Annotated in this window: 22 protein-coding genes and 1 pseudogene; 14 read left to right on the forward strand and 9 right to left on the reverse strand. The window is 69.2% G+C overall.

Annotated elements, in window-relative coordinates; genetic code table 11:
• Window positions 1–23 precede the first annotated feature (23 nt).
• The gene (locus ACFPIJ_RS52215) at window positions 24–1,235 is read right to left on the reverse strand and encodes a cytochrome P450 (RefSeq protein ID WP_380126996.1); all 1,212 of its coding nucleotides are present in this window, start codon (window positions 1,233–1,235) and stop codon (window positions 24–26) included.
• Between the two features lie 97 nt (window positions 1,236–1,332).
• On the opposite strand from ACFPIJ_RS52215, the gene ACFPIJ_RS52220 reads away from it, so the two are divergent.
• Window positions 1,333–1,824, forward strand: coding sequence for a MarR family winged helix-turn-helix transcriptional regulator (locus ACFPIJ_RS52220; protein WP_380126998.1), 492 nt, complete (start codon window positions 1,333–1,335; stop codon window positions 1,822–1,824).
• Window positions 1,825–1,893: 69 nt separating this feature from the next.
• Here ACFPIJ_RS52220 and ACFPIJ_RS52225 read toward each other — a convergent pair whose 3' ends face one another.
• The 4 genes from ACFPIJ_RS52225 to ACFPIJ_RS52240 all read right to left on the reverse strand — a co-directional run bounded on the left by ACFPIJ_RS52225 (window position 1,894) and on the right by ACFPIJ_RS52240 (window position 6,196).
• The gene (locus tag ACFPIJ_RS52225; RefSeq protein WP_380126999.1) at window positions 1,894–2,379 is read right to left on the reverse strand and encodes a universal stress protein; all 486 of its coding nucleotides are present in this window, start codon (window positions 2,377–2,379) and stop codon (window positions 1,894–1,896) included.
• 19 nt (window positions 2,380–2,398) lie between these two features.
• Window positions 2,399–4,120 carry an MFS transporter gene (locus ACFPIJ_RS52230; protein WP_380127000.1) on the reverse strand — a complete coding sequence of 574 codons (1,722 nt, stop codon included), beginning with the start codon at window positions 4,118–4,120 and terminating at the stop codon, window positions 2,399–2,401.
• 41 nt (window positions 4,121–4,161) lie between these two features.
• The gene (locus ACFPIJ_RS52235) at window positions 4,162–4,593 is read right to left on the reverse strand and encodes a MarR family winged helix-turn-helix transcriptional regulator (RefSeq protein ID WP_380127001.1); all 432 of its coding nucleotides are present in this window, start codon (window positions 4,591–4,593) and stop codon (window positions 4,162–4,164) included.
• Window positions 4,594–4,774: 181 nt separating this feature from the next.
• Window positions 4,775–6,196, reverse strand: coding sequence for a carboxypeptidase regulatory-like domain-containing protein (locus tag ACFPIJ_RS52240; RefSeq protein WP_380127002.1), 1,422 nt, complete (start codon window positions 6,194–6,196; stop codon window positions 4,775–4,777).
• Window positions 6,197–6,303: 107 nt separating this feature from the next.
• Between ACFPIJ_RS52240 and ACFPIJ_RS52245 the strand changes: the two genes are divergently transcribed.
• On the forward strand, window positions 6,304–6,981 hold the full coding sequence (locus ACFPIJ_RS52245; RefSeq protein WP_380127004.1) for a TetR/AcrR family transcriptional regulator: 678 nt from the start codon (window positions 6,304–6,306) through the stop codon (window positions 6,979–6,981).
• Window positions 6,982–7,528: 547 nt separating this feature from the next.
• Here ACFPIJ_RS52245 and ACFPIJ_RS52250 read toward each other — a convergent pair.
• Window positions 7,529–8,215 carry a TetR/AcrR family transcriptional regulator gene (locus ACFPIJ_RS52250; protein WP_380127006.1) on the reverse strand — a complete coding sequence of 229 codons (687 nt, stop codon included), beginning with the start codon at window positions 8,213–8,215 and terminating at the stop codon, window positions 7,529–7,531.
• A gap of 139 nt (window positions 8,216–8,354) precedes the next feature.
• Between ACFPIJ_RS52250 and ACFPIJ_RS52255 the strand changes: the two genes are divergently transcribed.
• The 4 genes from ACFPIJ_RS52255 to ACFPIJ_RS52270 all read left to right on the forward strand — a co-directional run bounded on the left by ACFPIJ_RS52255 (window position 8,355) and on the right by ACFPIJ_RS52270 (window position 10,827).
• Window positions 8,355–8,972 (forward strand): NADPH-dependent FMN reductase, encoded by a 618-nt coding sequence (locus ACFPIJ_RS52255; protein WP_380127007.1) that lies wholly within the window; start codon window positions 8,355–8,357, stop codon window positions 8,970–8,972.
• 69 nt (window positions 8,973–9,041) lie between these two features.
• Complete coding sequence (locus ACFPIJ_RS52260) at window positions 9,042–9,191, forward strand: hypothetical protein (protein WP_380127008.1); 150 nt, start codon at window positions 9,042–9,044, stop codon at window positions 9,189–9,191.
• On the forward strand, window positions 9,188–10,159 hold the full coding sequence (locus ACFPIJ_RS52265) for an LLM class flavin-dependent oxidoreductase (protein ID WP_380127009.1): 972 nt from the start codon (window positions 9,188–9,190) through the stop codon (window positions 10,157–10,159). The genes ACFPIJ_RS52260 and ACFPIJ_RS52265 overlap by 4 nt, the downstream gene beginning before the upstream one ends.
• Window positions 10,160–10,545: 386 nt before the next feature.
• A complete protein-coding gene (locus tag ACFPIJ_RS52270) occupies window positions 10,546–10,827 on the forward strand; it encodes a hypothetical protein (RefSeq protein ID WP_380127010.1) in 282 nt (93 codons plus the stop codon).
• 148 nt (window positions 10,828–10,975) lie between these two features.
• Here ACFPIJ_RS52270 and ACFPIJ_RS52275 read toward each other — a convergent pair whose 3' ends face one another.
• Both ACFPIJ_RS52275 and ACFPIJ_RS52280 read right to left on the reverse strand, forming a co-directional pair.
• Window positions 10,976–11,164 (reverse strand): hypothetical protein, encoded by a 189-nt coding sequence (locus tag ACFPIJ_RS52275; RefSeq protein WP_380127011.1) that lies wholly within the window; start codon window positions 11,162–11,164, stop codon window positions 10,976–10,978.
• A 162-nt stretch (window positions 11,165–11,326) separates the two neighbouring features.
• Window positions 11,327–14,227 (reverse strand): AAA family ATPase, encoded by a 2,901-nt coding sequence (locus ACFPIJ_RS52280; RefSeq protein ID WP_380127012.1) that lies wholly within the window; start codon window positions 14,225–14,227, stop codon window positions 11,327–11,329.
• A 114-nt stretch (window positions 14,228–14,341) separates the two neighbouring features.
• Between ACFPIJ_RS52280 and ACFPIJ_RS52285 the strand changes: the two genes are divergently transcribed.
• From ACFPIJ_RS52285 to ACFPIJ_RS52305, 5 genes and pseudogenes are all read left to right on the forward strand, one after another.
• Window positions 14,342–14,953, forward strand: a complete 612-nt coding sequence (locus ACFPIJ_RS52285; protein ID WP_380127013.1) for a TetR/AcrR family transcriptional regulator — start codon at window positions 14,342–14,344, stop codon at window positions 14,951–14,953.
• Window positions 14,954–15,195: 242 nt separating this feature from the next.
• The gene (locus tag ACFPIJ_RS52290; protein ID WP_380127014.1) at window positions 15,196–15,381 is read left to right on the forward strand and encodes an acyl-CoA dehydrogenase family protein; all 186 of its coding nucleotides are present in this window, start codon (window positions 15,196–15,198) and stop codon (window positions 15,379–15,381) included.
• Between the two features lie 281 nt (window positions 15,382–15,662).
• Window positions 15,663–15,786 (forward strand): annotated as a pseudogene (locus ACFPIJ_RS52295) (ISAzo13 family transposase); the annotation flags it as partial.
• Window positions 15,787–15,827: 41 nt separating this feature from the next.
• Window positions 15,828–16,406 carry a TetR/AcrR family transcriptional regulator gene (locus ACFPIJ_RS52300; RefSeq protein ID WP_380127020.1) on the forward strand — a complete coding sequence of 193 codons (579 nt, stop codon included), beginning with the start codon at window positions 15,828–15,830 and terminating at the stop codon, window positions 16,404–16,406.
• 32 nt (window positions 16,407–16,438) lie between these two features.
• Window positions 16,439–17,395, forward strand: a complete 957-nt coding sequence (locus ACFPIJ_RS52305; RefSeq protein ID WP_380127015.1) for an SDR family NAD(P)-dependent oxidoreductase — start codon at window positions 16,439–16,441, stop codon at window positions 17,393–17,395.
• Window positions 17,396–17,591: 196 nt separating this feature from the next.
• Here ACFPIJ_RS52305 and ACFPIJ_RS52310 read toward each other — a convergent pair whose 3' ends face one another.
• Complete coding sequence (locus tag ACFPIJ_RS52310) at window positions 17,592–18,308, reverse strand: SDR family NAD(P)-dependent oxidoreductase (protein ID WP_380127016.1); 717 nt, start codon at window positions 18,306–18,308, stop codon at window positions 17,592–17,594.
• Window positions 18,309–18,821: 513 nt separating this feature from the next.
• On the opposite strand from ACFPIJ_RS52310, the gene ACFPIJ_RS52315 reads away from it, so the two are divergent.
• From ACFPIJ_RS52315 to ACFPIJ_RS52325, 3 genes are read left to right on the forward strand one after another with little or no spacing between them, the layout of a single operon-like run.
• The gene (locus ACFPIJ_RS52315) at window positions 18,822–20,012 is read left to right on the forward strand and encodes a recombinase family protein (RefSeq protein ID WP_380127017.1); all 1,191 of its coding nucleotides are present in this window, start codon (window positions 18,822–18,824) and stop codon (window positions 20,010–20,012) included.
• Complete coding sequence (locus ACFPIJ_RS52320; protein ID WP_380127018.1) at window positions 19,925–20,161, forward strand: hypothetical protein; 237 nt, start codon at window positions 19,925–19,927, stop codon at window positions 20,159–20,161. Before ACFPIJ_RS52315 ends, ACFPIJ_RS52320 begins: the two co-directional genes overlap by 88 nt.
• On the forward strand, window positions 20,100–20,306 hold the full coding sequence (locus tag ACFPIJ_RS52325) for a hypothetical protein (protein ID WP_380127021.1): 207 nt from the start codon (window positions 20,100–20,102) through the stop codon (window positions 20,304–20,306). The genes ACFPIJ_RS52320 and ACFPIJ_RS52325 overlap by 62 nt, the downstream gene beginning before the upstream one ends.
• Window positions 20,307–20,409 lie beyond the last annotated feature (103 nt).

Here is a 20,409-nt window from a genome sequence, read left to right on the forward strand (position 1 = left end):
GTTCCTCCTTGTTTCTGATCGACTCACCAGGTGACCGGCAGCTCGTGCACGCCGTAGACGGCCATGTCGTGCTTGAACTTGATCTCATCTAGCGGCGCGGCCAGCCGCAGCGTCGGGATGCGGCGGTAGAGGGTGCTGTAGACCACCTGCAACTCGACCCTCGCCAGCGGCTGCCCCAGGCACTGGTGAATGCCATAGCCGAAGGCCATGTGGTGGCGGGCCTGGCGGTGGATGTCGAGCGCGTCCGGGTCGGGGAACGCCGTCTCGTCGCGATTGGCGACATCGTTGGCCGCGATGACGCCCTCGCCGGCCCTGATGAGCTGCCCGCCGACCTCGACGTCCTCCAGCGCGACCCGCCGGCGACCGGTGTGCGTGATGTTGAGGTAGCGCAACAGCTCTTCAACCGCGTTGGCGACCAGCTTCGGGTTGTCGGTTCCGCGCAGCTCGGCCAGCTGGTCTGGGTGCTGTAGCAGGGTCAGGGTGCCCAACGCGATCATGTTGGCGGTTGTCTCGTGGCCGGCGACCAGCAGCAGGACGGCCATGTCCACCACCTCGCAGCGGGTCAGCGCGCCGGTTCTCAGCTGCTTGACGACCAGTCGGCTGAGCACGTCGTCGGCCGGCTCGTGGTCCTTGGCGTCCACCAGCCGGGAGAGGTAGTCCTTGAGCTCGTCAGCGGCGGCGATCGCTGCTTCCGGGGTCACCGTGCGCGAGATGATCGTGTGGCTGCACCTCTGGAAGAAGGCGTGGTCGGCGTACGGAATGCCGAGCAGCTCGCAGATCACCAGCGAGGGGACGGGTAGCGCGAACGCCTCGACCAGGTCGACCGGCGGGATGTCGCGCAGCATGTCGTCGATCAGCTCGTCCACGATGCGCTGCACCGTCGGTCGCAGCGCCTCCACGCGCTTGACCATGAAATCCCTGGTCAGCATCCGGCGGTGCGCGTCGTGCTCGGGGTTGTCCATCGAGATGAAGGCGCGCGAGCGCTCGCGCCTGACGGCGCTGGCCGCGGTGAGGTGCGGATAGCCAGGCTTGCGCCCGTCGGCGCTGAACCGGGGATCGGCCAGGACGGCGCGCTGGTCTTCGTAGCGGGTGATCAGCCAGGGCGTGCTGCCGTCCCAGAGCCGCACCCTGCTGACCGGGTCTTCGGCCCGCAGCCGGCTGAGCTGTGGGGGTGGGTCGAACGGGCAGCGCCGCTGCATAGGAAAGGCGGGAATGTCGGGAAAAGCGTTCGTCATGGGGTGCCTCGATTAGCTGTACAATGCAGGTATCTTTCTGTACTCTACAGCTATTTCTGCTCCTCGCCCAGGCGAGGCTGGCCACGGAGGAATCGAGATGGCCGAGCATCCGACCGGCGATCCCACGATCGCGACCGTGGAGACCGAGGTCGCCCTGTTGATGCGCCGCGGCGAGGCAACCCACCGGGCGGCACCGGCGGGTCTGCACCCAGCCCTCGACCGCGCCGCGTACCTGCTGCTGCGTCGCCTCGCACAGGCCGGCCCGCAGAACATCAACGCGCTCGCCGACGCACTGTCCCTGGACGGCTCGACGGTGACCCGGCAAGTCGCCGCGCTCGTCCGGGACGGCCTCGCCACCCGCCACCGCGACCCGAGCGACGGCCGGAGCATCCTGGTCGCGCCGACCCCCGCCGGGCACTCCCGGATGGAGGCGGTACGCACCGCCCGCCACGACGTGTACGCCACCGTGCTCGCAGACTGGTCGGACGAGGATCGGGCGGCGCTCGCGAACCTGCTCGGCCGCCTCAACCATGACCTTGATGGGTTCGCCCGGCACCAGTCGGCTCCTCGTCCGCCCGCCAAGCCCTGACCCACGCCTCGAGCCGTGGCCCGCGGGAGCGGCAGCCGGACCGCAGCGGCCGGGTCCGTCGGGCAAGCACTACGGGACGACGGTGACCGGCCAGCGTCCGCAGTGGACAAGTCGGACGGCGAGTGAGCCGGCGATACGATGCGCGACGCTCGCCGACTTTCCGACGATGACGGCTTCGGCATGTACCTCCCGCGCGACGTCGGACAGGACGTTCAGCGGGTCGCCCGACCGTACGACGAGCCGCGCGTCGACGTCCCACACGCGTGAGTGGCTGTGCACGAGGTCACGAAGCTGCGCCTCTGTCTCGTCCTGCGCGGCTATCGCCGTTGTGATGGCGATACCGCTGTGGTCGGCGAGGGACAGGAATGCTGCCGCTCGCGTTCGGACGTAGACGGCGACGAGCCGGGTGCGCTGCCGTCGGGCGAGGCCCGCGGCGTACGCGGCGGCACGCAGCGAGGGCGTCGAGCCGTCGAGGCCGACGACGATCGCTCCCGGGCCGTCGGTGCCGAGTTCGAACTGAGGCCTGAACGCAGGCCCGGTGCCGGTCTCGTTCATCGCTCGCCACCGCCTCTCGCTATGCGCTCGGGCCGCGCAGCTCATGCAGCGTGGCCGCGGTCAGCTCGTGCGGTTCGTCCTCGGGCCGGATCAGCACGACCGTGCAGGCCGCCGCGTGGGTCAGCGCGGCGGTGAAGCTGCCGTCGCCGAACTGCGCCACCGGTCCGCGCGCGGACCGTCCAATGGCGACCGTGCGGGCCTGGATGTCTCGGGCGTGCCGCGCCAGGATGCGACCGGCGACCGCATGGTCGCCAACGCTGTGCAGCACCTGCCCGGTGGCTGCGACACCGCGCCCGGCGAGCCGGTCGAGGTGCGCGGTTACCGCGGCTCGGGCGGTGTCTGCGTCTTCGGCGTCGATGGCGAGTTCCTCGACGACGGCGGTCTCTCGGACGTGCACGACCTCGAGCATGCTGCCCATTCCGCGGGCGATGTCAGCGGCCGCGTCGACGATGTCGGCGGCGTCGGCGGTCGCACCGACCGCGACGATGACCGGCCGGTGGTCCCCGATCGAGACGGCGCCAACCGGCTCGAGGTGCGGGACGACCCGCTCGCCTTGGGCCAGCCCGGCCTCGGCGGCGCTGACGAGGCGGTGCCCGGTCGCGAGGACGGCGATGGCGAGGACGAACGCCACCCCGCCGAGGTAGAACGGGACGCTCAGCGATGTGGCGTCGGCGAGCTTCCCGGCCGCGTAGGGCGCGAGTCCGCCGCCGATGAAGCGCACGAACCCGTACGCCGAGGAGGCCACCGGGCGCTCGACCGGCGAGACGAGCATGACGGCCTGGGTGGTGAGGGTGTTGTTGATGCCGATGAACGCGCCGCTGACGATCACGGCGACGATGACGGCCGACGGGGTCGCTACTCCGGCCGCGATGACCGCCATGACGACGCCGAGGCCAGCGAGGTTGGCGTAGAGCACCGGCACGGTGCCGAACCGCGCCTGCAGCCGCGGCGCGAAGAAGACGCTGAACAACGCGACCAGCAAGCCCCAGCCGGTGAAGACCAGGCCGAGCTGATGGGCGTTCAACTCCATCGGGTACGGCGCATAGCCGAGCATCGTGAAGAAGCCCCAGTTGTACAGCAGCGCCATCAGACCCATCGTCAGCAGCCCACGGTGGCGCAACGCTTTCAGCGGCGCACCGAGCGACGTGGGCCGCTCAGGGCGCGGCAAGGACGGGACAAACACGACCGTCGCGACCAGCGCGATGGCCATCAGCACCGCCACGCCGAAGAACGGGCCTCGCCAGCTGATGCTGCCAAGCTCGCCGCCGAGCAACGGGCCAACCGCGATGCCCAGACCGAGCGCGGTCTCGTACAGGATGATGGCGCCCGCGAACCCGCCGCTCGCGGACGCGACGATGACGGCGAGGCTGGTCGCGATGAACAGGGCGTTGCCCAGGCCCCAGCCGGCGCGGAAACCGACAATGCCGCCGATCGTGTTCGAGGTGCCGGCGAGCGCGGCGAACACGACGATGAGGATCAGGCCGACGATGAGTGTGCGCTTGGCGCCGATGCGGCTGGATATCCAGCCGACCACCAGCATCGCGACCGCGGTGACGACCAGATAGCTGGTGAACAGCAGCGACACCTGGCTCGGCGTGGCGTGCAAGCTGCCGGCCAGTGCGGGCAGGATCGGGTCGACGAGCCCGATGCCCATGAACGAGACGACACAGGCGAACGCCACGGCCCAGACGGCGCGCGGCTGCTTGAACGGGCTCGGGGCCGTCCCATGCGATGCGGTCATATGCAGGTTCTCCTGAACGTGGTGTCTGTCGATGCGCGTATTCAGTCGGACGTCCGGGCCTCGACGAGCCGGGCGAGCGCGGGTATTGCGGCGGCGATAGCGGCCTGATCCTGCGGATCGAGGCGGTCGAGCAGGTGCTGCAGAGCGTCGGCACGCTCCCCGCGCCGGCGTCCGAGGAGGTCGAGGCCGGCGTCGGTCGCCTCCACCAGCACGGCGCGCCGGTCGTCGCTGCTCGCGACGCGACGCACCAGGCCCTCGCGTTCCATGCGCGTCACCAGCTGCGTCATCCCCGGCTGGGAGACGCCCTGGGCGTGGGCCAGCTCCGTCAGCCCGTGGGGTCCGTCGCGTCCGAGGCGGTGCAGGGCTGACGAGGCCGCCGTGCTGAGGCCGCCGGCGGTGGAGACCTGGCGGATGAGCGTCACGAGGTGCTCGAGCACCACGACCAGCTCAGTGCCGGAGGCGTTCGATTGCATAATCCCATTATGCATAGCCTCATTATGGATCTAGCGCGGCGACTTGCAAAAGTGACGTGGAACTCACGTCCCCGGTCGTACAGATAGGTCTTCCCCAGGGCGACCCTCAGTCCAGGTGGATGCGACTTGCGCAGGCAGCGGTACGCAGCCGTACGGCGACCCGGGACCGGTGCCGGGCCGGTTAGCCGGCAGGGGTCACCCGTCCTTGAGGTCCCGAACCGTCCGGTTCGCGGGTCTCAGGAAGCTGGGCGCCAAGGACGATGTTGTGGTTAACGGGTGCCGCTGGATCGAGGAGAAGCTGCGCGACCGCGGCTGGGCGGCCCGGCATGCTGGCAATAACCACGGCGACAACCTCGCCGAAGCCAGTGGCCGCGTATTCTCCGTTCCGGTCGGTGCGGGTGCGGACAAGCTGGCGGCCGTGCGGGTCGATCACAGTGACCGTGATGCCTGGCAGCGGCTGACCGGACGGATCGGTGACCCGCCCGGTCAGCATCGGATCTTCGTCGCCGAAATGGTGGTGGTGGTGTGGGGCAAGGGCGACGGGCTCGGGCAGCATCACGGTGGGATCTTCTGCGGGGGGCTCGGGGACATACTCGGTCATGGTCTGGTCTGCTGCCTCCTGCGCAAGGCGCCGTTGCTGCCTGAGGTACCCGAACAGGATGAGCGTGGCGCCGGCGGCGATCCAGGCGCAGAGCATCGCTGCGGGCCGCAACAGCTCGCTATTGCCGAAGTAGCCGACGCTGCGCAGGGCATCGACGGCGTTCCCCATGGGCAGGATCGGGTGCAGGAAGCTGAAGAAGCCTGGCACGAGTTGGACGGGGACAGCGCCGCCGCTGCTGGGCACGCTGAGCAGGACGAACAACGTGATCGCGATCCCGGGGAAGAAGCCGCCGAAGAAGGGCACCAGGCCATAGGCGGTCAGCGACACGGCCTGGGTCAGCAGGAATAGGTACAGCAGCGCCAGTGGATGCGGCGGGATCGCCTGCACCACATAGGCAGCCGCGAGGTAAGCGACAGCGGCGGCCACCGCCCCCCAGCCGATGCTCGTGGCTACGTGTGCCCGCCGGCCGAAGCCCACCGCGCGCTGCATGGTGATCACCATGAAGTAGGCGGCGACAACGCAGGACAGGACGACGTACAGCAGGCTGGTGCCGGGACCGTCGCCCGGCACGGTGGGGACCAGTTCGCGGAAGTCGAGCGTACCGCCGGCCCGTTCCGCAGCGGCGGCGAAGGTCTGGCGGATGACCGTCTCCAGGGCGGCGCCGTTCGCCTTGGCCCCGTACAGCAGCGGGTGGGGCCCGCCTGGCACGTATGCCGCGACTGCGCTCTGCTGTAGGACGGCAGCACGGGCCTCGGCGGCGTCGGCCGCCGGCCGGAGGGTGAAGCCACCCGGCGTCGCCACGTCGAGCTCGTGCTGCAGCCGCGCCGTGGCGGCCGGCGAAGCGGCCACTGCGATGCTGACGTGATGCGGCGCCGGGTGATGGAAGGCCGGCAGGTAAGAGAAGAGCAGCCCGGCCAGGAAGAGCGCCGGGAGCCACAGACCCATCGCGAGCGTGCGCACGGCTTCGCCGACGCGTTTTCTGTCTGTCTGCCGCTGTGTCACGCCGGCACGCTACAAGAAATTCTGCAGTAGTGCAAAATTTCATCAGTGCAGTATGATGCCAGCCGGACACGCTGGCACTCGCACATTGCGGAAAGGACCTGGTCTCCATGCAGGCAGCAGCTCCGGGGCTCCGGGAACGCAAGAAGGCCGAGACCCGCGCGGCCCTCCGCGCAGCGGCCGTGCGCCTGTTCCTCGAGCGTGGCCCCGCCGCCGTCACGGTGAGCGACATCTGCGAGGCGGCCGGGGTCTCCGCACGGACCTTCTTCAACTACTTCGATGCAAAGGAGGAAGCGCTCCTGCCCTGGGACAAGCACCTCATCGAAGAAGTCATCGCGGCACTGGCCGCGCGCCCGCCCGCCGAGCCGCCGCTAACCGCGGTGCGCCAGGCGATCGAGCAGACCTTCCCCAGCCTCACCGCCAGCACCGGCTGGCAGGCCTGTGGCAGGGTGCTCACGGCATACCCCGAACTTCGCACCACGATCGTCCACGGGATGATCCGCAACCAGACCAGGTTCGCCGACGCCCTCGCCAAACGCGCCGGGCAGACAAGCGGCAGTCTCTATCCGCAGCTCCTCGCGGGCGCCGCGGCGTCAGCGTTCCGGGCGGCCTTTAGCGTCTGGGCACCGGAAACCGGGGCCGCAGGCCTGCAAGCGCTCGTCGGCGAAGCCTTTGACCGGCTCGCCGCCGGCCTTCCCCCGAGTCGACCTGACCCGGCGAGCGCCGCCGGCCGCCCGCCTGCTGGGGAGCTGGCGACGGCCAGATCACGCCAATCGGGCGACGCTTAGTTTGACCACCACCACCGAACTGCTGGCCGCACACGCCGAGATCGCCCGAGGCCGGGACCATCCTGGTGAGCTGCACGGCCGGCTTGACCTGGTCGACGCCGTTGGCCGACATGACCAGCGGCGGCACCATGGTCGTCTGAGTCGCCAGCGTGGTCGATGCCGCCGGCGGCGCGGGTTCGGGGCGCTGTTCACCGACGACCGGCACACCCTGCGTGAACGGGTGCTGTGGAGGCTCCTGTACGAGACCGTTGGGCGCGCCGAGGAGATCCTGTCCCCAACATCGAGGACCTGGACACCGAGCTCCGTCGCGCCCGGGTGGGCTCCAAGGGCGGCGCGATGGAGCACGTGCACTGGCCTGGCAGACCGGCACCGCCCGCTTGCTGCCGCGCCTGCTGGCCTGGCAGACCGGCACCGCCCGCTTGCTGCCGCGCCTGCTGGCCGGCCGCACCAGCGGGCCGGTGTTCCTCTCCGACCGGCGCACCAGGACCGCGGGTCTGGGGCCGAGCCTCGACCGATTGCCGGGTTCCGGGTTGAGGGCGGCTCCAACTCAGCCTGCGGAGCCGTACGCCCGCAGGAACGCGCGTACTCCGGCGGAGGTCAGCCGGTCGACCTCCTCCGGCGGGAGCGGCCTGACCCCCCAGTAGGACCGTTGCGTGATCTCGCTTGAGATCAACGCCATGAAATCCACGGCGGCCTGGGCCGGGCTGCCGTGGACGTCGATCAGGCCACGATCGCCCAACGCGGCCATGGCAGACGCCACCTCGCGGCCCACCACGCGCGGTCCGGCCTCCTGCCAGGCATCCAAGACCTCGGCCGGGATGTGCCCGGCGTCCGCGTAGATGTGCCGCACCAGCGAGAACTGGTCGCGGAAGTCCGTTATCAGGCCGACCCAGGCCCGGGCCAGAGCGAGCAGGTCACGTTCAAGGTCGTCAGGATGCGGCGGACGCTCCGGGTCCAGGTACCTCCGCAGCTGCACGAGCTGCTCGTCCCTGACCCGCTCTGCGCTCAACTGCATGATGGAGCGGAACAACTCCTCCTTCCCACCCGGGAAGTGGTTGTAGATGGTGCGAGTCGAGGCGCTGGCCTCGGCGGCGATCGTGTCGATGCTGGCCCGGGAGTAGCCGTCCCGTCCGAAGACCTCGCACGCGGCCTGCACGATCGCTGTCGCCTTGTCCACCCGGCCCCGCCGCGGCTGGGCCGTCCTTGTCTTGTCCTCTGCGCCCGCGCCGGTCATCGCTTCATCCTCCCACATGTCGATCAAGGAGCTGATTACAACGATCGTTTTATCTTTTGCAGTGATCGTTGTATGCTACCTGAGGTGCTGCGAATCGTGCGAATCGTGGCAGTGAAACGAGAGAACGAGGGGGACCGCGATGTCTGACTTCGCACCTTCGAACGACCCCGCGCTCCGGGTCGCCGTCATCATCGGAAGTGCTCGTGGCGGCGGCGCCGGCCTGTCGGTCGCCGAGTGGTTCACCGGCCATGTGGGCCACCGCACCGACATCGATCTGGACGTTGTCGATGTCGCCGGCCTGGATCTTCCCGTGTCCATGCCCGGGCGGGACGGCCTTCCCGCCCCCGCGCCGGGGACTCAGGCCGTTCTCGCCGACGTCAGCCCACGGCTGGCCGCCGCCGAGGCGTTCGTCGTCGTCACGCCCGAGTACAACCACAGCTTTCCGGCCTCGTTGAAGAACCTCATCGACTGGCACCACACCCAGTGGCAGGCCAAGCCGATCGGCTTCGTCTCCTACGGCGGGGTGAGCGGCGGGCTTCGCGCCGTCGAGCAGCTTCGTCAGGTCTTCGCCGAGCTGCACGCCATGACTGTGCGCGACTCCGTCAGCCTGCACGGCCCCTGGTCCGGCCTCGGCAAGGACGGCAGACCGCTCGACCCGGCGATCTGCGACAGCGCCGCCAAGAACATGGTCGACCAGCTGTTGTGGTGGGGCCGCGCGCTGCGCACCGCTCGCGCCGAGCACCCGTACGGGAAGTGACGGGGGACGAGCACCGTCACCAGACCTGCACGAACCGCCGGATCCGCCGCCACTCTCGCCCGTGCCCTCGTGGTCGTCGTCATCGGCTCGACCATGGCCGTGCTCGACGTGACCATCGTCAACTTTGCCGGCGGCTCCGCCGCTAGCCACCCGGGCCGGAGCCCGGTTCAGACCATCCCGCCCCGCGACAACCCCACCACCAAAGGAATGATCTTGTGATTGACGTACCTCTCTCTGTCCTCGATGTCGCTCCGGTCGCCGCCTCCGGATCTTCCGCCGAGGCCCTCCGGCACACCGCGGCGCTCGCGGTCCGCGCCGAGGAACTGGGTTACCGGCGGTTCTGGGTGGCCGAGCACCACAACACGCCGTGGGTCGCCAGTTCGGCCCCGGCTGTGCTGATCGCGCATTTGCTGGCGTCGACCTCGACGATCCGGGTCGGCTCGGGTGGCGTGCAGCTGCCCAACCATGCCCCGCTGGCGGTGGCCGAGCAGTTCGGCACCCTGGAGGCGCTGCACGCGGGCCGGGTCGACCTAGGCCTCGGCCGGACGTCCGGCACCGACCAGGTCACCGCGCTGGCCCTGCGCCGGACGTCCGCCGAGGCGTTCCCGCAGGAGCTTGACGATCTCGTCGGGTACTTCACCGGGCGGGAGAACCGGATGCGGATCACCGCCGTCCCTGGGCTGGGCAACATGCCGAAGCTCTGGCTGCTCGGATCGAGCGGGTTCAGCGCGCAGCTGGCCGGCAAGCTGGGCCTGCCGTTCAGCTTCGCGCACCACTTCAGCGCGGCCAACACGCTGCCGGCACTGGCTGTGTACAGGCAGTCCTTCCGCCCGTCGGAGTACCTCGACAAGCCGTACGCGATTGTCTCGGTCAACACGATCTGCGCGGATACCGACGAGCGCGCGGAGTACCTGGCCGGCCCGGCCATGCTGTCCTACCTGCGCATACTTACCGGCCGGGCGACGGTGCTGCCCAGCCCCGAGGAGGCGGCCCAGTACCCGTACACGCCGCAGGAGCTGGAGATGGCGCGGTCGCGGTTCGAGGGGCAGGCGCTCGGCTCTCCGGAGACCGTGGCCCGCCAGCTCGCCGAGCTGCGCGAGCGCACGGGTGCGGATGAGCTGATGCTGACCACCCAGGTCTACGACATCGAGGACCGGATCCGCTCGTTCGAGCTGATCGCCAAGTAGGCGGCCACTCCCTGACCCAACGGCCGGCCGCGGGCGAGGCCGGGGAGCCTGCCACAATCTGACTGAAGGGCAACCATAGATGAGCACCGTGACCTTGACCAAGCAGACCTTCACCGAGGCCTGCACCCGGTTGTGCTGGACGCATCGGGTGGGCCTGGTGGTTCGTGGCCGCGGTACTGGTACTACGACAGCCTGACGCTGTTCTCCCCGGCCCGGTTCTCGTCACTGCCGGGCACGCCGTTCCCCGGCGACCCCAATGGCTACCCGCTGCGCGACGAGGTCGTCGAGACCTGGCCGCGTACACCGCCCAGCTCGGCGCGGAGGTGCACTTCGATCGGCGAGTCGCGGACTGACAGACGGCGGACGGTTCAGGCAGACTGGCGGCCGTGGCGTACCGGCTGGTCGACGAGGAGCCATGCGACGGCACGGTCGAGCACGTCACGTTCGTCGCGTTCATGCCGGGCGGCGGATGTGCCGCCCTGCCCGGCCCGGCGCTGATCGGCGGCGACGTACTGCCCGGCGAGTCAGTGGTCCTCGACGCGAGCGAACGGATCCCGCTGCAAAGCTCCTCGATGAGCGCCGATTCCGAAACGGCGTCGTATACCTCCGCTACCGCCCTTTGGGCAGTGAACGACAGCCCTGTCCGATCGCCGGCGGCGCTTGCATGACAGGCGGAGCGCTGACGACTGATTCGGCCGGATGAGGTCGCCCATCACGAACTCGGGTTGCGTCAAGTCGCAGTGTGCGGAGACGTCAACCGCCGCGTCGGGACGACGGTGGCGACAGCGAACCTCAGTCCGGGGAACGCCCCGAGAACTACCCCCTTCGTCTATCCGTCGGGCATGCCAGCCGCATGCTGGTCGACCGCTCCCGACGCAACCGCAGCGAGGTCAGATCGTCGGCGTCGAGGTCCGGCAGCCGGTCGAACGCGCCAGAGGCCCGGGCGGTGAGCACGCCGATGAACGCGGTGGTGAGTATCTCCGCCTTCTCCTGCGGCCGGTCCACCCATCGGAGGCCAGCCGGGCGACCAGCGGGCCGACGATCCGGCTGTGCAGCTCCGTCCGCGACGCGGCCTGCGCCTGCGGATCGTCGTGCGGCGGCGGCATGTCCGGACGCCGACTTGGGCCGGCTCGCTGTGACGTTGCGTAGCGATCGGATCGCGGCAAATCAGGGCGGGTGTTCCGCAGGTCGAGTCTGGGGTTGTGCGATTCGGCGGTGTTCAGTGGTGCGTTGTCGAACGGGTTCGTTGCCGTCTTGGTCTTCGGTGGGGAACGCTGGCTGTGGGGCGTGGTCGTGCTTGTCGGGTGTGATCGTGTCCAGGGCGGCGCGGAGGGCGGCGCGGGAGGTGATGCCGAGTTTGGGGTACAGCCGGTGCAGGTGGGCGCCGACTGTGCGGTGGGACAGGAACAGCTGTTGGGCGATCTGTTTGTTGGTCAGGCCGGTGGCGGCGAGCGTGGCGATCTGCCGTTCCTGCGCGGTCAGTGCGGCTGTGCGGGTGTCGGGTCTGGTGGTGGCGGTGGCGATTCCGGTGGCGCGCAGTTCGTCGCGGGCCCGCTGTGCCCAGGGTCGGGCGTCCATCCGGTCGAGGGTGTCCGCAGCGGCGCGCAGGTACAGGCGGGCTCGGCTTGTGTCGCGGGTGCGGCGGAGCCATTGTCCGTAGGCGAGTTGGATGCGGGCCTGTTCGAACGGCCACTGGTCGGCCTCGGGCAGTGACAGTGCTGCCTCGAACAGCTGGTCGGCTTGGTCGTCGTCGGCGGCCAGGGCCGCGGCTCCGGCGGTGATCAGCGCCATGCGGGTGGAGATGCGGGGGATGCCGGCCTGTTGGGCGGCGGCGACGTGGGCGCGGGCCTGTTCGGTGCGTCTGGTGCGGACAGCCGCCTCGACCAGGTCCATGAGCATCAGGCGGCCGGGGACGCAGGCGCGGGGTGCGCCGAGCGGGGTGACCCGTGCCGCCTGTACGTAGGCTTCCTCGTAGTCGCCGTGGCCCAGGGCCGCGAGGGTGCGAACCCGCCAGGCGTACGCCTGTGGCAGCCCGATACCGCGAGGCGCCGCCCAGGTGATGACCTCATCGGTCAGGACCCGAGCGCGGTCCACGTTGCCGCGGCCGGCCGCGATGTATGCCAGATGGCATCGAAGCTGCCCCTCGGCAAGGTGGTAGCCGTGGACCGCCGCCAGGTCCAGCCCCTCACGTGCCAGGTTCTCGGCCTCGTCCCACTGCCCGTGGACATAGGAATCGACACAGAGCAGCAGCAACCCGGCAACGACCAGGGCGATCGCACTGCCGTCGCGTTCTCGTTCGATCATGCGGCGGACCAGGTACCGGTAGTCGGACAGGGCATCCATGCCGACGGCCGCGTAGGCCAGGGGGACGATCTGCCAGGGTGCCGGGTCGGCGGGCAGGGCCGTGAAGGCGTGGGCGAGGCCCTCCCGGACCGTGTCGGCGGTGCGGGCGGGGTCGACGTACACGTCGTAGAGCAGCCGAAACGGGGTTACCGCCTCCGGGGCAAAGCGGGCCAGCGTGGTCTTGAGCAGTTCCCACGGTTCCGGTCGGCCGGCGTAGACACTGACGAACGTCAGCCCGAACAGGATCCCGTAGGAGTCCCAGCTGTTGGTGGTCGTGGTGGTGTCGGTGACGTCGTCGAGCGCCCGGGCCAGCAACCGGTGGGCGGCATCGATGTCGCCCTCACCAGTTGTGAGGAAGTGGGCCGTGGCGGCGAAGACCAGCCCGGTCGGCGTGTCCGGGGCTTGTCCGGCGTCGGCCAACAACCGGGGCACCTGGTCGAGTTGACCGGTGACGGCGGCGAGGTAGGCGGCCTCGACCAGTCGGCGGGACCGGCCGGCCGGGTGCGGGCTGAGTTCACCGGCGCGAACCAGCAAGGTCACCGCGGCGGCCGCGTCGCCACGCCGCCGGTCGCCGACGGCCGCCTCGTCCAGCGCCCGGGCCACCGTCTCGTCCGGTCCGGTCGCGGCCTCGGCCAGGTGCCACGCCCGCCGCTCCGGGTCACCGGCCAGAGCGGCGGCCAGGGCCTGGTGCGCGGCCCGCCGCTCGGCCAGCGGTGTCATCTGCACGATCGCCGAGCGGATCAGCGGGTGGCGAAACACCACGGGGCCGGTGACCGCATCCATGCGGACGAGGCCGGCCTGCTGCGCCGGGGCCAGGTCGTCGACGTCCGCGCGGCCCTGCGCCGCCGACCGGATGGTGGCCAGGCTGGCATCCGGCTCCAGCGCGGCCAGCAGCAGTACCTGCCGTCCCGGTGCGGGTAGGGCCCGCGCCCCGGCGGCGAAGATCGCCTCCAGCCGCCCGTTGAGGGGCAGGGACGCGGGCAGCGGGTCCTGGCCGCGGCGCTGCCGGTCGGTCAACAAGCCGGGGAGTTCCCGCAGCGCGAGCGGGTTGCCCGCGGCCGCATCGAGCAGCCGCCGCCGTACGGTCGGCGCCAGCCCCGGCCAGCGGGTGTCCAGCAGGCAGGTCGCCGGCTGGGTGGCCAGGGGCCCGATCTCCCGTTCGGGGAACCCGACCTGGTCGAAGAAGCCGCCGGCACCGGTGCGGGCGGCGGCCAGGAACACGATGGGATCATCGCCGATGCGGCGGGCGGCGAATCCCAGCACGGTCGCGCTGGCGCGGTCGATCCACGGCACGCCGTCGACGATCACCAGCAGCGGACGCTCGGCGGCGACCCCGCGAAGCAGGGCCAGTACCGCCGTGACCACCAGCGGGTCCGGCGAAGACCCCGGCGCGAGGTCGAAGACCTGGTCCAGGGCGTCGCGATGCTGGCCGGCGAGCCGGTCGGCGCGCTCACGCAGCGGGTCGAGCATCTGGTGCAGCGTCGAGAAGCTGATCTCGGCCTCGAACTGCGCGCCGCACGCCCGGAGCACCCGCATGCCGTCGGCTGCGGCTCTTGCTGCGGCGGCGTCCAGCAGCGCGGTTTTGCCCGCCCCCGGGTCGCCGCGCAGCAGCAGGCCGGTACCGACCTGGCCGTGGCCAGCCAGCAGCGCCTCGATCAGTTCCAGCTCATCCGTGCGTCCTACGAGATCGGCTACCGGCCGTCCTCTCACCGGCTGCCCGGTCATGGGACGTCCCCTCGCTCCCTTGAAGAATCAGAGTCGCTTCAGATGCGATAACGTATCCGATACATTACTGCACTGCAAGCGTAGCTACAGAGGTCGTCAACGGGTAGGAGAGCGATGCCCAAGCGAGTAACCAGGCGGCGCCCCGAGACACTCGGCCGCCTCCTCGACGCGGCCGAGGAGGTCTTCGCCGATCGCGGGTTCCGGGGTGCCAGCATCGAGGAGATCTGCCGTCAGGCGGGGTACACCCGCGGCGCGTTCTACTCGAACTTCGCCACACGCGAGGAACTGTTCCTCGCGCTGTTCGACCGCCACGCCGCGCTGGCGATCCGGCGCGTCGAGGAACTGGCTGCTCAGGCCGGCGACACGCTGACAGTGCCGGCGATCGCCGAGATGCTCGCGCAGGTCCACCCCGACGAACGGAAATACTTCCTGGTCGCAACCGAATTTAGCCTGCACGCGATGCGTGATCCCGCCGCCGCCGAGGTGCTGTCCCGACGCGACGAGGAATCACAGGTCGCGGTCGGTCATATGGTGACAAGGCTGCTGCAGCGCGCAGGCCGGACCGTCCACGTTCCACCACAGACGCTCGGACGAATGATCATCGCGGTCCGTGAGGGGGCGCGCCTGCAAAGTTTCGTCAATCCCGTCCAATTGCCGCCCGGCGATCTGGAACGCCAGATGCTCGGCGTACTGCTGTCGGCCCTGTCGGTCGTCGCAACCAAATGATCTTGCGACGGTTGGCAAGTCAGGAGGACCTTAACGGCAGGTACACGCTCGGATGCGGCGTCTGCGAGTTGTAGTACCCCCGGCGGTGGTCCCCGTACGTCCATCAGACCCAGCGCCGGGGCCGCGTCCCAACGCCCCACGAGGCAGCCGCCCGGTGCAACCAGCTCAGAACCGACTCGCCACCCGCCGACACCGGCACAGCCGCCAACCGACGCGGCCCACCGATCCGACCGTCTCCTGCCATGGGCGCGGCGGTCGTTCTTCACGATGATCACGAAGCGTTCCGGGCGAGCGTTCGCGAGTTCCTCAGGCGCAGCGTCGTCGGGCACGTCGAAGCGTGGGACGACGCGGGCATCATCCCCAGAGAGCCATGGCTCGAAGCCGGCCGGCAGGGTTCCTGGGCATCAACGCTCCGCAGCGCTACGTGACCTCGTTCGGCGCGGGGATCTCCTGCCACGCCGACATCGTGCTGCCGTACCCTCGTCGACCTGGCCAACATCGGACCAGGCCAGGCGGTGGATTCCCGACCTGTGTTCGGGCGCCAGCATCGGCGCCATGGCCATGACCAACCTGGGCGCCTGCTCGGAACTGGCGGGCATCCGGACGACCGCGCGGCGCGACGGCGACCACTGGCTGCTCAACGGCGCCAAGACGTTCATCACCAACGGCATCCACAGCGGCGGCACGATCCGGCGAGGTTCGTCGCCGGCTGGCCCGACGTTTCGAGGTCCTGCCCCCAGCATTCGGACGAGCGTCAGCGGAGGCCGCGGCCGGCGACCGGGGCCCGACTGCTCGGCCACGGAGGCGTTCGCCTGGTCGCGCGGACGGCCGGGTCAAACTTTACACCTTCAGATTATTATGTTTAGCTGGTGGAGTGGTTGGAAACACCCCGGCTGGAGATCGGGAACGTCGGCACCAGGTACTGCAAGCCGCGCTCATGACCTTCTCACGCTACGGCTTCCGGAAGACCTCAATGGATGCCGTCGCGCGCGAAGCGGATATTTCGCGTCCAGGTTTGTATTTTCTCTTCACGGACAAGGCGGCGTTGTTCCGCGAAACCATGCGCCAGGCGTTGGACGACGCGTTGGCGGAGGTGACGGAGATCCTGGCGCGGGCGGATACAACACCCCGGGATCGGCTGGCAGCCGCAATGGATGCCTGGCTCGGGCGCCATGTCGGTACGGGCATCGCCGCGGGCGCCGGCGAACTCCTGGAGAACAGCGCGGCTCAACTCGGAACCATGTACGCCGAGTACCGGGCCGCTTTTCTGGACAAACTCGCGGACGCCGTCGTGGAGGCATGGGACGAGAGCGCCGTGCCACACCCCGGCATCCCGCCGAGGGCAGCGGCGGAAGTACTGCACGCCGCGGCGACTGGCTGGAAGTACCAACTCGATTCACGTGCCGAGTTCGTAGCCAAAACAGCTCTCACCGTCAACTTGATGTTCCCCTGAACCTTGAGGTACTGCACCCCATGGCCACACGTATGACCACATCCTTCGGATTCGCCACGACAGCCGCGGAAGTGGTGGCAGAAATCGATCTGAGCGGCAAACGCGTCGTCGTCACGGGAGGCGCGGGAGGAGTGGGTGTCGAGACGGCACGGGCACTCGCCTCCGCAGGTGCCGAAGTCACGCTGGCCGTACGCAACATGGATGCCGGGCGGGCGGCAGTCGTTGACATCGTGGCGAGTACGGCGAACAGGGCGGTCCGCGTCGCGCATCTGGATCTTGCCGATCTGGCGTCCGTCGCGTCATTCGTGTCCGGGTGGGAGGGGGCGCTGGACATACTCGTCAACAACGCCGCCGTGATGCAACTACCCGAATTGTCACGCAGCGCCGAAGGGTGGGAGCAGCACCTTGCGACCAATCATCTCGGCCACTTCGCGCTCACCACCGGACTCCACCGCCCGCTGGCCGCCGCAGGTGGGGCGCGGGTGGTGATGCTCAGTTCGTCCGGACACCTTTTGTCGCCCGTTGTCTTCGACGACCTCCATTACCACTTCCGCCCATACGACCCGCGAACGGCATACGGTCAGTCCAAGACCGCGAACGCGCTCTTCGCGGTGGGCGCTTCGGCGCGCTGGGAGCAGGACGGCATATTCGCCAATGCGGTCATGCCTGGGGCGATCAGGACAAATCTGCAGCGGTACATCAAGGAGGAGACCAAGCGGTCCTGGGGAATCGGCGACGACTACGATCAGGCGAAGCCGCCCGCGAACTGGAAAACGCCTGAGCAGGGAGCAGCCACGACGGTCTTCGTGGCTTCCTCACCCGTGCTTGAAGGCATTGGGGGCCGCTACTTCGAGAACTGCAACGAGGCCGAGAGCGTGACCGATGGAGCAGCGCATTCATATCTGGCCGGTGTGGCCCGCTACGCCCTGGAGCCGTCGAATGCGGACCGGTTGTGGGAGGAATCGCTGCGCGCGGTTCCACGTCCTTGAGGCTCGTAACGCACCAGAGCTGTTGCAAGTTAGTTGATCTTGCGTTTGTGCAGATCGCCCTGTCCGTGATGGCGGCCAGGGCGATGCTGCTCAGGGCGCTCCGGCCGCAGGCACAGTCGCCGTCACTCCATTTCGTGGGCTCCGGGCTTCGGGTGCGGGATCAGGGATTGATCCGCAGGGCGGCAGCGAGGGCTGGTCAGATGGTGGACCAGCCGCCGTCGCTGGGCAGCACGGCGCCGTTGATGTTTGCCGAGTCCCCGCTGAGCAACCAGGCGATCGTGGCGGCGATCGTCTCCGCCTCGACGGAAGGGGTGGCGATGTGCTCGATTACGGGGCCGACGCGTGTTGCCGCGTACTCGGACTTGATTTCGACGACGATATTCGTGTTTACGCCGCCGGGCGCGACGACGTTGGAGCGGATCCCCTTCGGCCCGTAGTAGAAGGCAACGCTCTTGGCGTATCCGTGGAGCGCGTGCTTGGAACTGGTGTAGGCCGCGCCGGAGACCGACGACCGCAAGCCCGCCTCGGAGGAGACGTAGACGATCGATCCCGACTCCCGGGCGATCATGCCGGCGAGCAGCGCCCGGGTCAGCCGCATGGGCCCGGTGAGGTTGACATCGAATACGCGCTGCCAGGTGGCGTCGTCCATTTCCGCGGGGGGCAGGAACGAGTCCATGATGCCGGCGACGCTGGCAAGCCCGTCCGCGGTCCCTTCGGTCGCCTCGAGGATTGCGTCGATGGTGGCCACATCAGACACGTCGCCAGCGACGGTCACGATGTCGCGGCCGTCGAGTTCCGCGGCGAGGTCGGCGAGCCGCTGCTCCACCACGTCGGTCGCCACCACTCGCGCGCCCTCGCCGATCAGCCGCACCGCCGCGGCCCGTCCGATGCCGGATCCCGCTCCGGTGACCACGATGTTTCTGCCCTTGAGACCTCTGCTCATGATTGACTCCTCGCACTAGACGCACTGAACAATTAGCACCTACATCGTCTACTAATGCTAGTGGGGCGGTGCGAGGGGTGGAGACGGGGGTGTCCCGCTTGGAAACCTGATGCTGGGCGTGACCTGCAAGCTCGTCCTCCCGAGCAGAGCCGCACAGCATCTGGGACGATGCCTCGATGGTGCTGTCAATCGTCACCACGCTGGCCAGAAACCTGGCCTCTTCGCTGAGGTGGGTCCGACACGCATGAGGTAGGCGCGTCGCCGCTGGTTCGGCGACGAACTGAGAGGGGGACTCTGCGACAACCGGCGGGATCTTCCTCAATGCCGACTACATGGCCGACGACACGACGGACGGCCCGCCCTCACCATGCAGCGCGAGACGTGTTCGCACACGGCGTGCGTCGTGCTTCACAGTGGTTGGGGCTTCAATGCTCAGGATGTTCGGGTTTGCAGTGATCGGAGCTCCTGGTGGCCACATCTGCGATGTCTGACGATGCCGATCTGCTGACGTCCTGGAGCAGCCAAGGGCGGTCGGCAAACGGGCAGCGTCCCAGATCGCCGGACAGGGCAGGCGATTTGCGGTTCGCGTTCTACGGGCGGGTGTCCACCGCGGACTTCCAGGAGCGGGAGTCGTCGCGCCAGTGGCAGCGTGATGTCGCCGAGGATCTCGTCGCTGGGCACGGCCAGGTGGTGGCGGAGTTCTTTGACGTCTCCCGCAGCCGGCGCCTGCCGTGGCGGAACCGGCCGCAAGCAGCTGCCCTGCTGGAAGCCCTTGCCGAGCCGGACCGTGCGTTCGACGCGGTGGTGGTGGGGGAGTACGAGCGCGCCTTCTACGGCGACCAGCTGCTGTCCCTCGCGCCGGTGTTCGAGGCGCACGGTGTGGAGCTGTGGTTGCCGGAGGTGCACGGCCAGCTCGACCTTGGAGATGCGTCGCACCAGGGGTTGATCATGCTGCTCGGCGCGCAGTCGCGGCGCGAGGTGCTACGGGCGCGGTGGCGCGCGCTGCATGCGATGCGGGCGCAGACCCGTGACGAGGGCCGGTACCTCGGCGGGCGGCCGTTGTATGGCTACCGTCTCGTTGACGCCGGTCCGCATCCGATGCATGCGAAATGGGGCCGGCGGCTGCGGCGTTACGACCCGGACCCGTCGACGGCAGCTACCGTTCGGTGGATCTTTGCGGAGCGGCTGCGTGGCCGGAGTGTGGCGGGCATCGCCGCGGCGTTGAATGAGCGGGGTGTTCCGTGTCCGTCGCAGGCGGATCGTGACCGGAACCGACATCGGGCAGGACTCGGCTGGGCAGCGACGACGGTGCGGGCGATCCTCGGCAATGCCAAGTACACGGGGCGGCAGGTGTGGAACCGGCAGCCCGCCCGGTACACGCCGCCGCACCTGCCCGGTCCGTTCCGAACCCAGGAATGGGCGGGTGCTGATCAGTGGGTGATCTCGGTCAAGGTGGCGCATCCGCCGCTGGTGTCCGAGGTCGACTTCGTCGCTGTGCAAGAGCTCGGTGCGGCGTCGGCATCTGGCCAGAGCGTAGCCCACCGCTACCGCTGGTTGGCCTGCTGCGGTGCGGCCGCTGCGGCCGTGTGCTCGATTCCTGCTGGTCGCATGGCAGGCCCGCCTACCGCTGCCGGCACGGGCAGACCAGTGCACGGCCCAGGCACGGCCGGATGAGGAACCTTTACGTCCGCGAACACCGGATCATCGCGATCGTTCGGTGGCGCCCGCCAGCTCGACCTCGCCGTCGACACCTACGCCGCCGTGGTCAAGGCCGTCGAGGCGGACCGGGCGGCGCTGCTGAGCCTCGCCAACCGGCAGCGTGACCTGGCGGTGGCTGGCTGGTCGGTCGGCGCCACCCAGCTTGACCGGCTCAACATCGACATCGGCCGCGGCCACCAGCACGTCTTCCTGTCGTCCGCGCCCGGCCAGGAGGCGATGACCTCAGACGGGTCGAAAGAAGGCAAATGATTCCGGGCCAGCGTCGGCCGACCTCAACCGACGCCGGTTGTGTCGCGGCTACTCGTACGCCAGTGCCCGGATGCCGGTGCCCGCGGACATCTCCGCCACCGTG

This window comes from Dactylosporangium cerinum, from assembly GCF_042653625.1.
Classification (GTDB): Bacteria; Actinomycetota; Actinomycetes; order Mycobacteriales; family Micromonosporaceae; genus Dactylosporangium; species Dactylosporangium cerinum.

What these genes read in the sequence shown, in the direction of transcription:
- ACFPIJ_RS52250 (WP_380127006.1), bottom strand. Translation starts at nt 8,215, where the DNA reads ATGACCGGCGCGGGCGCAGAGGACAAGACAAGGACGGCCCAGCCGCGG.
- ACFPIJ_RS52235 (WP_380127001.1), bottom strand. Translation starts at nt 4,593, where the DNA reads ATGCAATCGAACGCCTCCGGCACTGAGCTGGTCGTGGTGCTCGAGCAC.
- ACFPIJ_RS52230 (WP_380127000.1), bottom strand. Translation starts at nt 4,120, where the DNA reads ATGACCGCATCGCATGGGACGGCCCCGAGCCCGTTCAAGCAGCCGCGC.
- ACFPIJ_RS52215 (WP_380126996.1), bottom strand. Translation starts at nt 1,235, where the DNA reads ATGACGAACGCTTTTCCCGACATTCCCGCCTTTCCTATGCAGCGGCGC.
- ACFPIJ_RS52315 (WP_380127017.1), top strand. Translation starts at nt 18,822, where the DNA reads ATGTCTGACGATGCCGATCTGCTGACGTCCTGGAGCAGCCAAGGGCGG.
- ACFPIJ_RS52225 (WP_380126999.1), bottom strand. Translation starts at nt 2,379, where the DNA reads ATGAACGAGACCGGCACCGGGCCTGCGTTCAGGCCTCAGTTCGAACTC.
- ACFPIJ_RS52285 (WP_380127013.1), top strand. Translation starts at nt 14,342, where the DNA reads ATGCCCAAGCGAGTAACCAGGCGGCGCCCCGAGACACTCGGCCGCCTC.
- ACFPIJ_RS52280 (WP_380127012.1), bottom strand. Translation starts at nt 14,227, where the DNA reads ATGACCGGGCAGCCGGTGAGAGGACGGCCGGTAGCCGATCTCGTAGGA.
- ACFPIJ_RS52290 (WP_380127014.1), top strand. Translation starts at nt 15,196, where the DNA reads ATGGGCGCGGCGGTCGTTCTTCACGATGATCACGAAGCGTTCCGGGCG.
- ACFPIJ_RS52245 (WP_380127004.1), top strand. Translation starts at nt 6,304, where the DNA reads ATGCAGGCAGCAGCTCCGGGGCTCCGGGAACGCAAGAAGGCCGAGACC.
- ACFPIJ_RS52305 (WP_380127015.1), top strand. Translation starts at nt 16,439, where the DNA reads ATGACCACATCCTTCGGATTCGCCACGACAGCCGCGGAAGTGGTGGCA.
- ACFPIJ_RS52220 (WP_380126998.1), top strand. Translation starts at nt 1,333, where the DNA reads ATGGCCGAGCATCCGACCGGCGATCCCACGATCGCGACCGTGGAGACC.
- ACFPIJ_RS52255 (WP_380127007.1), top strand. Translation starts at nt 8,355, where the DNA reads ATGTCTGACTTCGCACCTTCGAACGACCCCGCGCTCCGGGTCGCCGTC.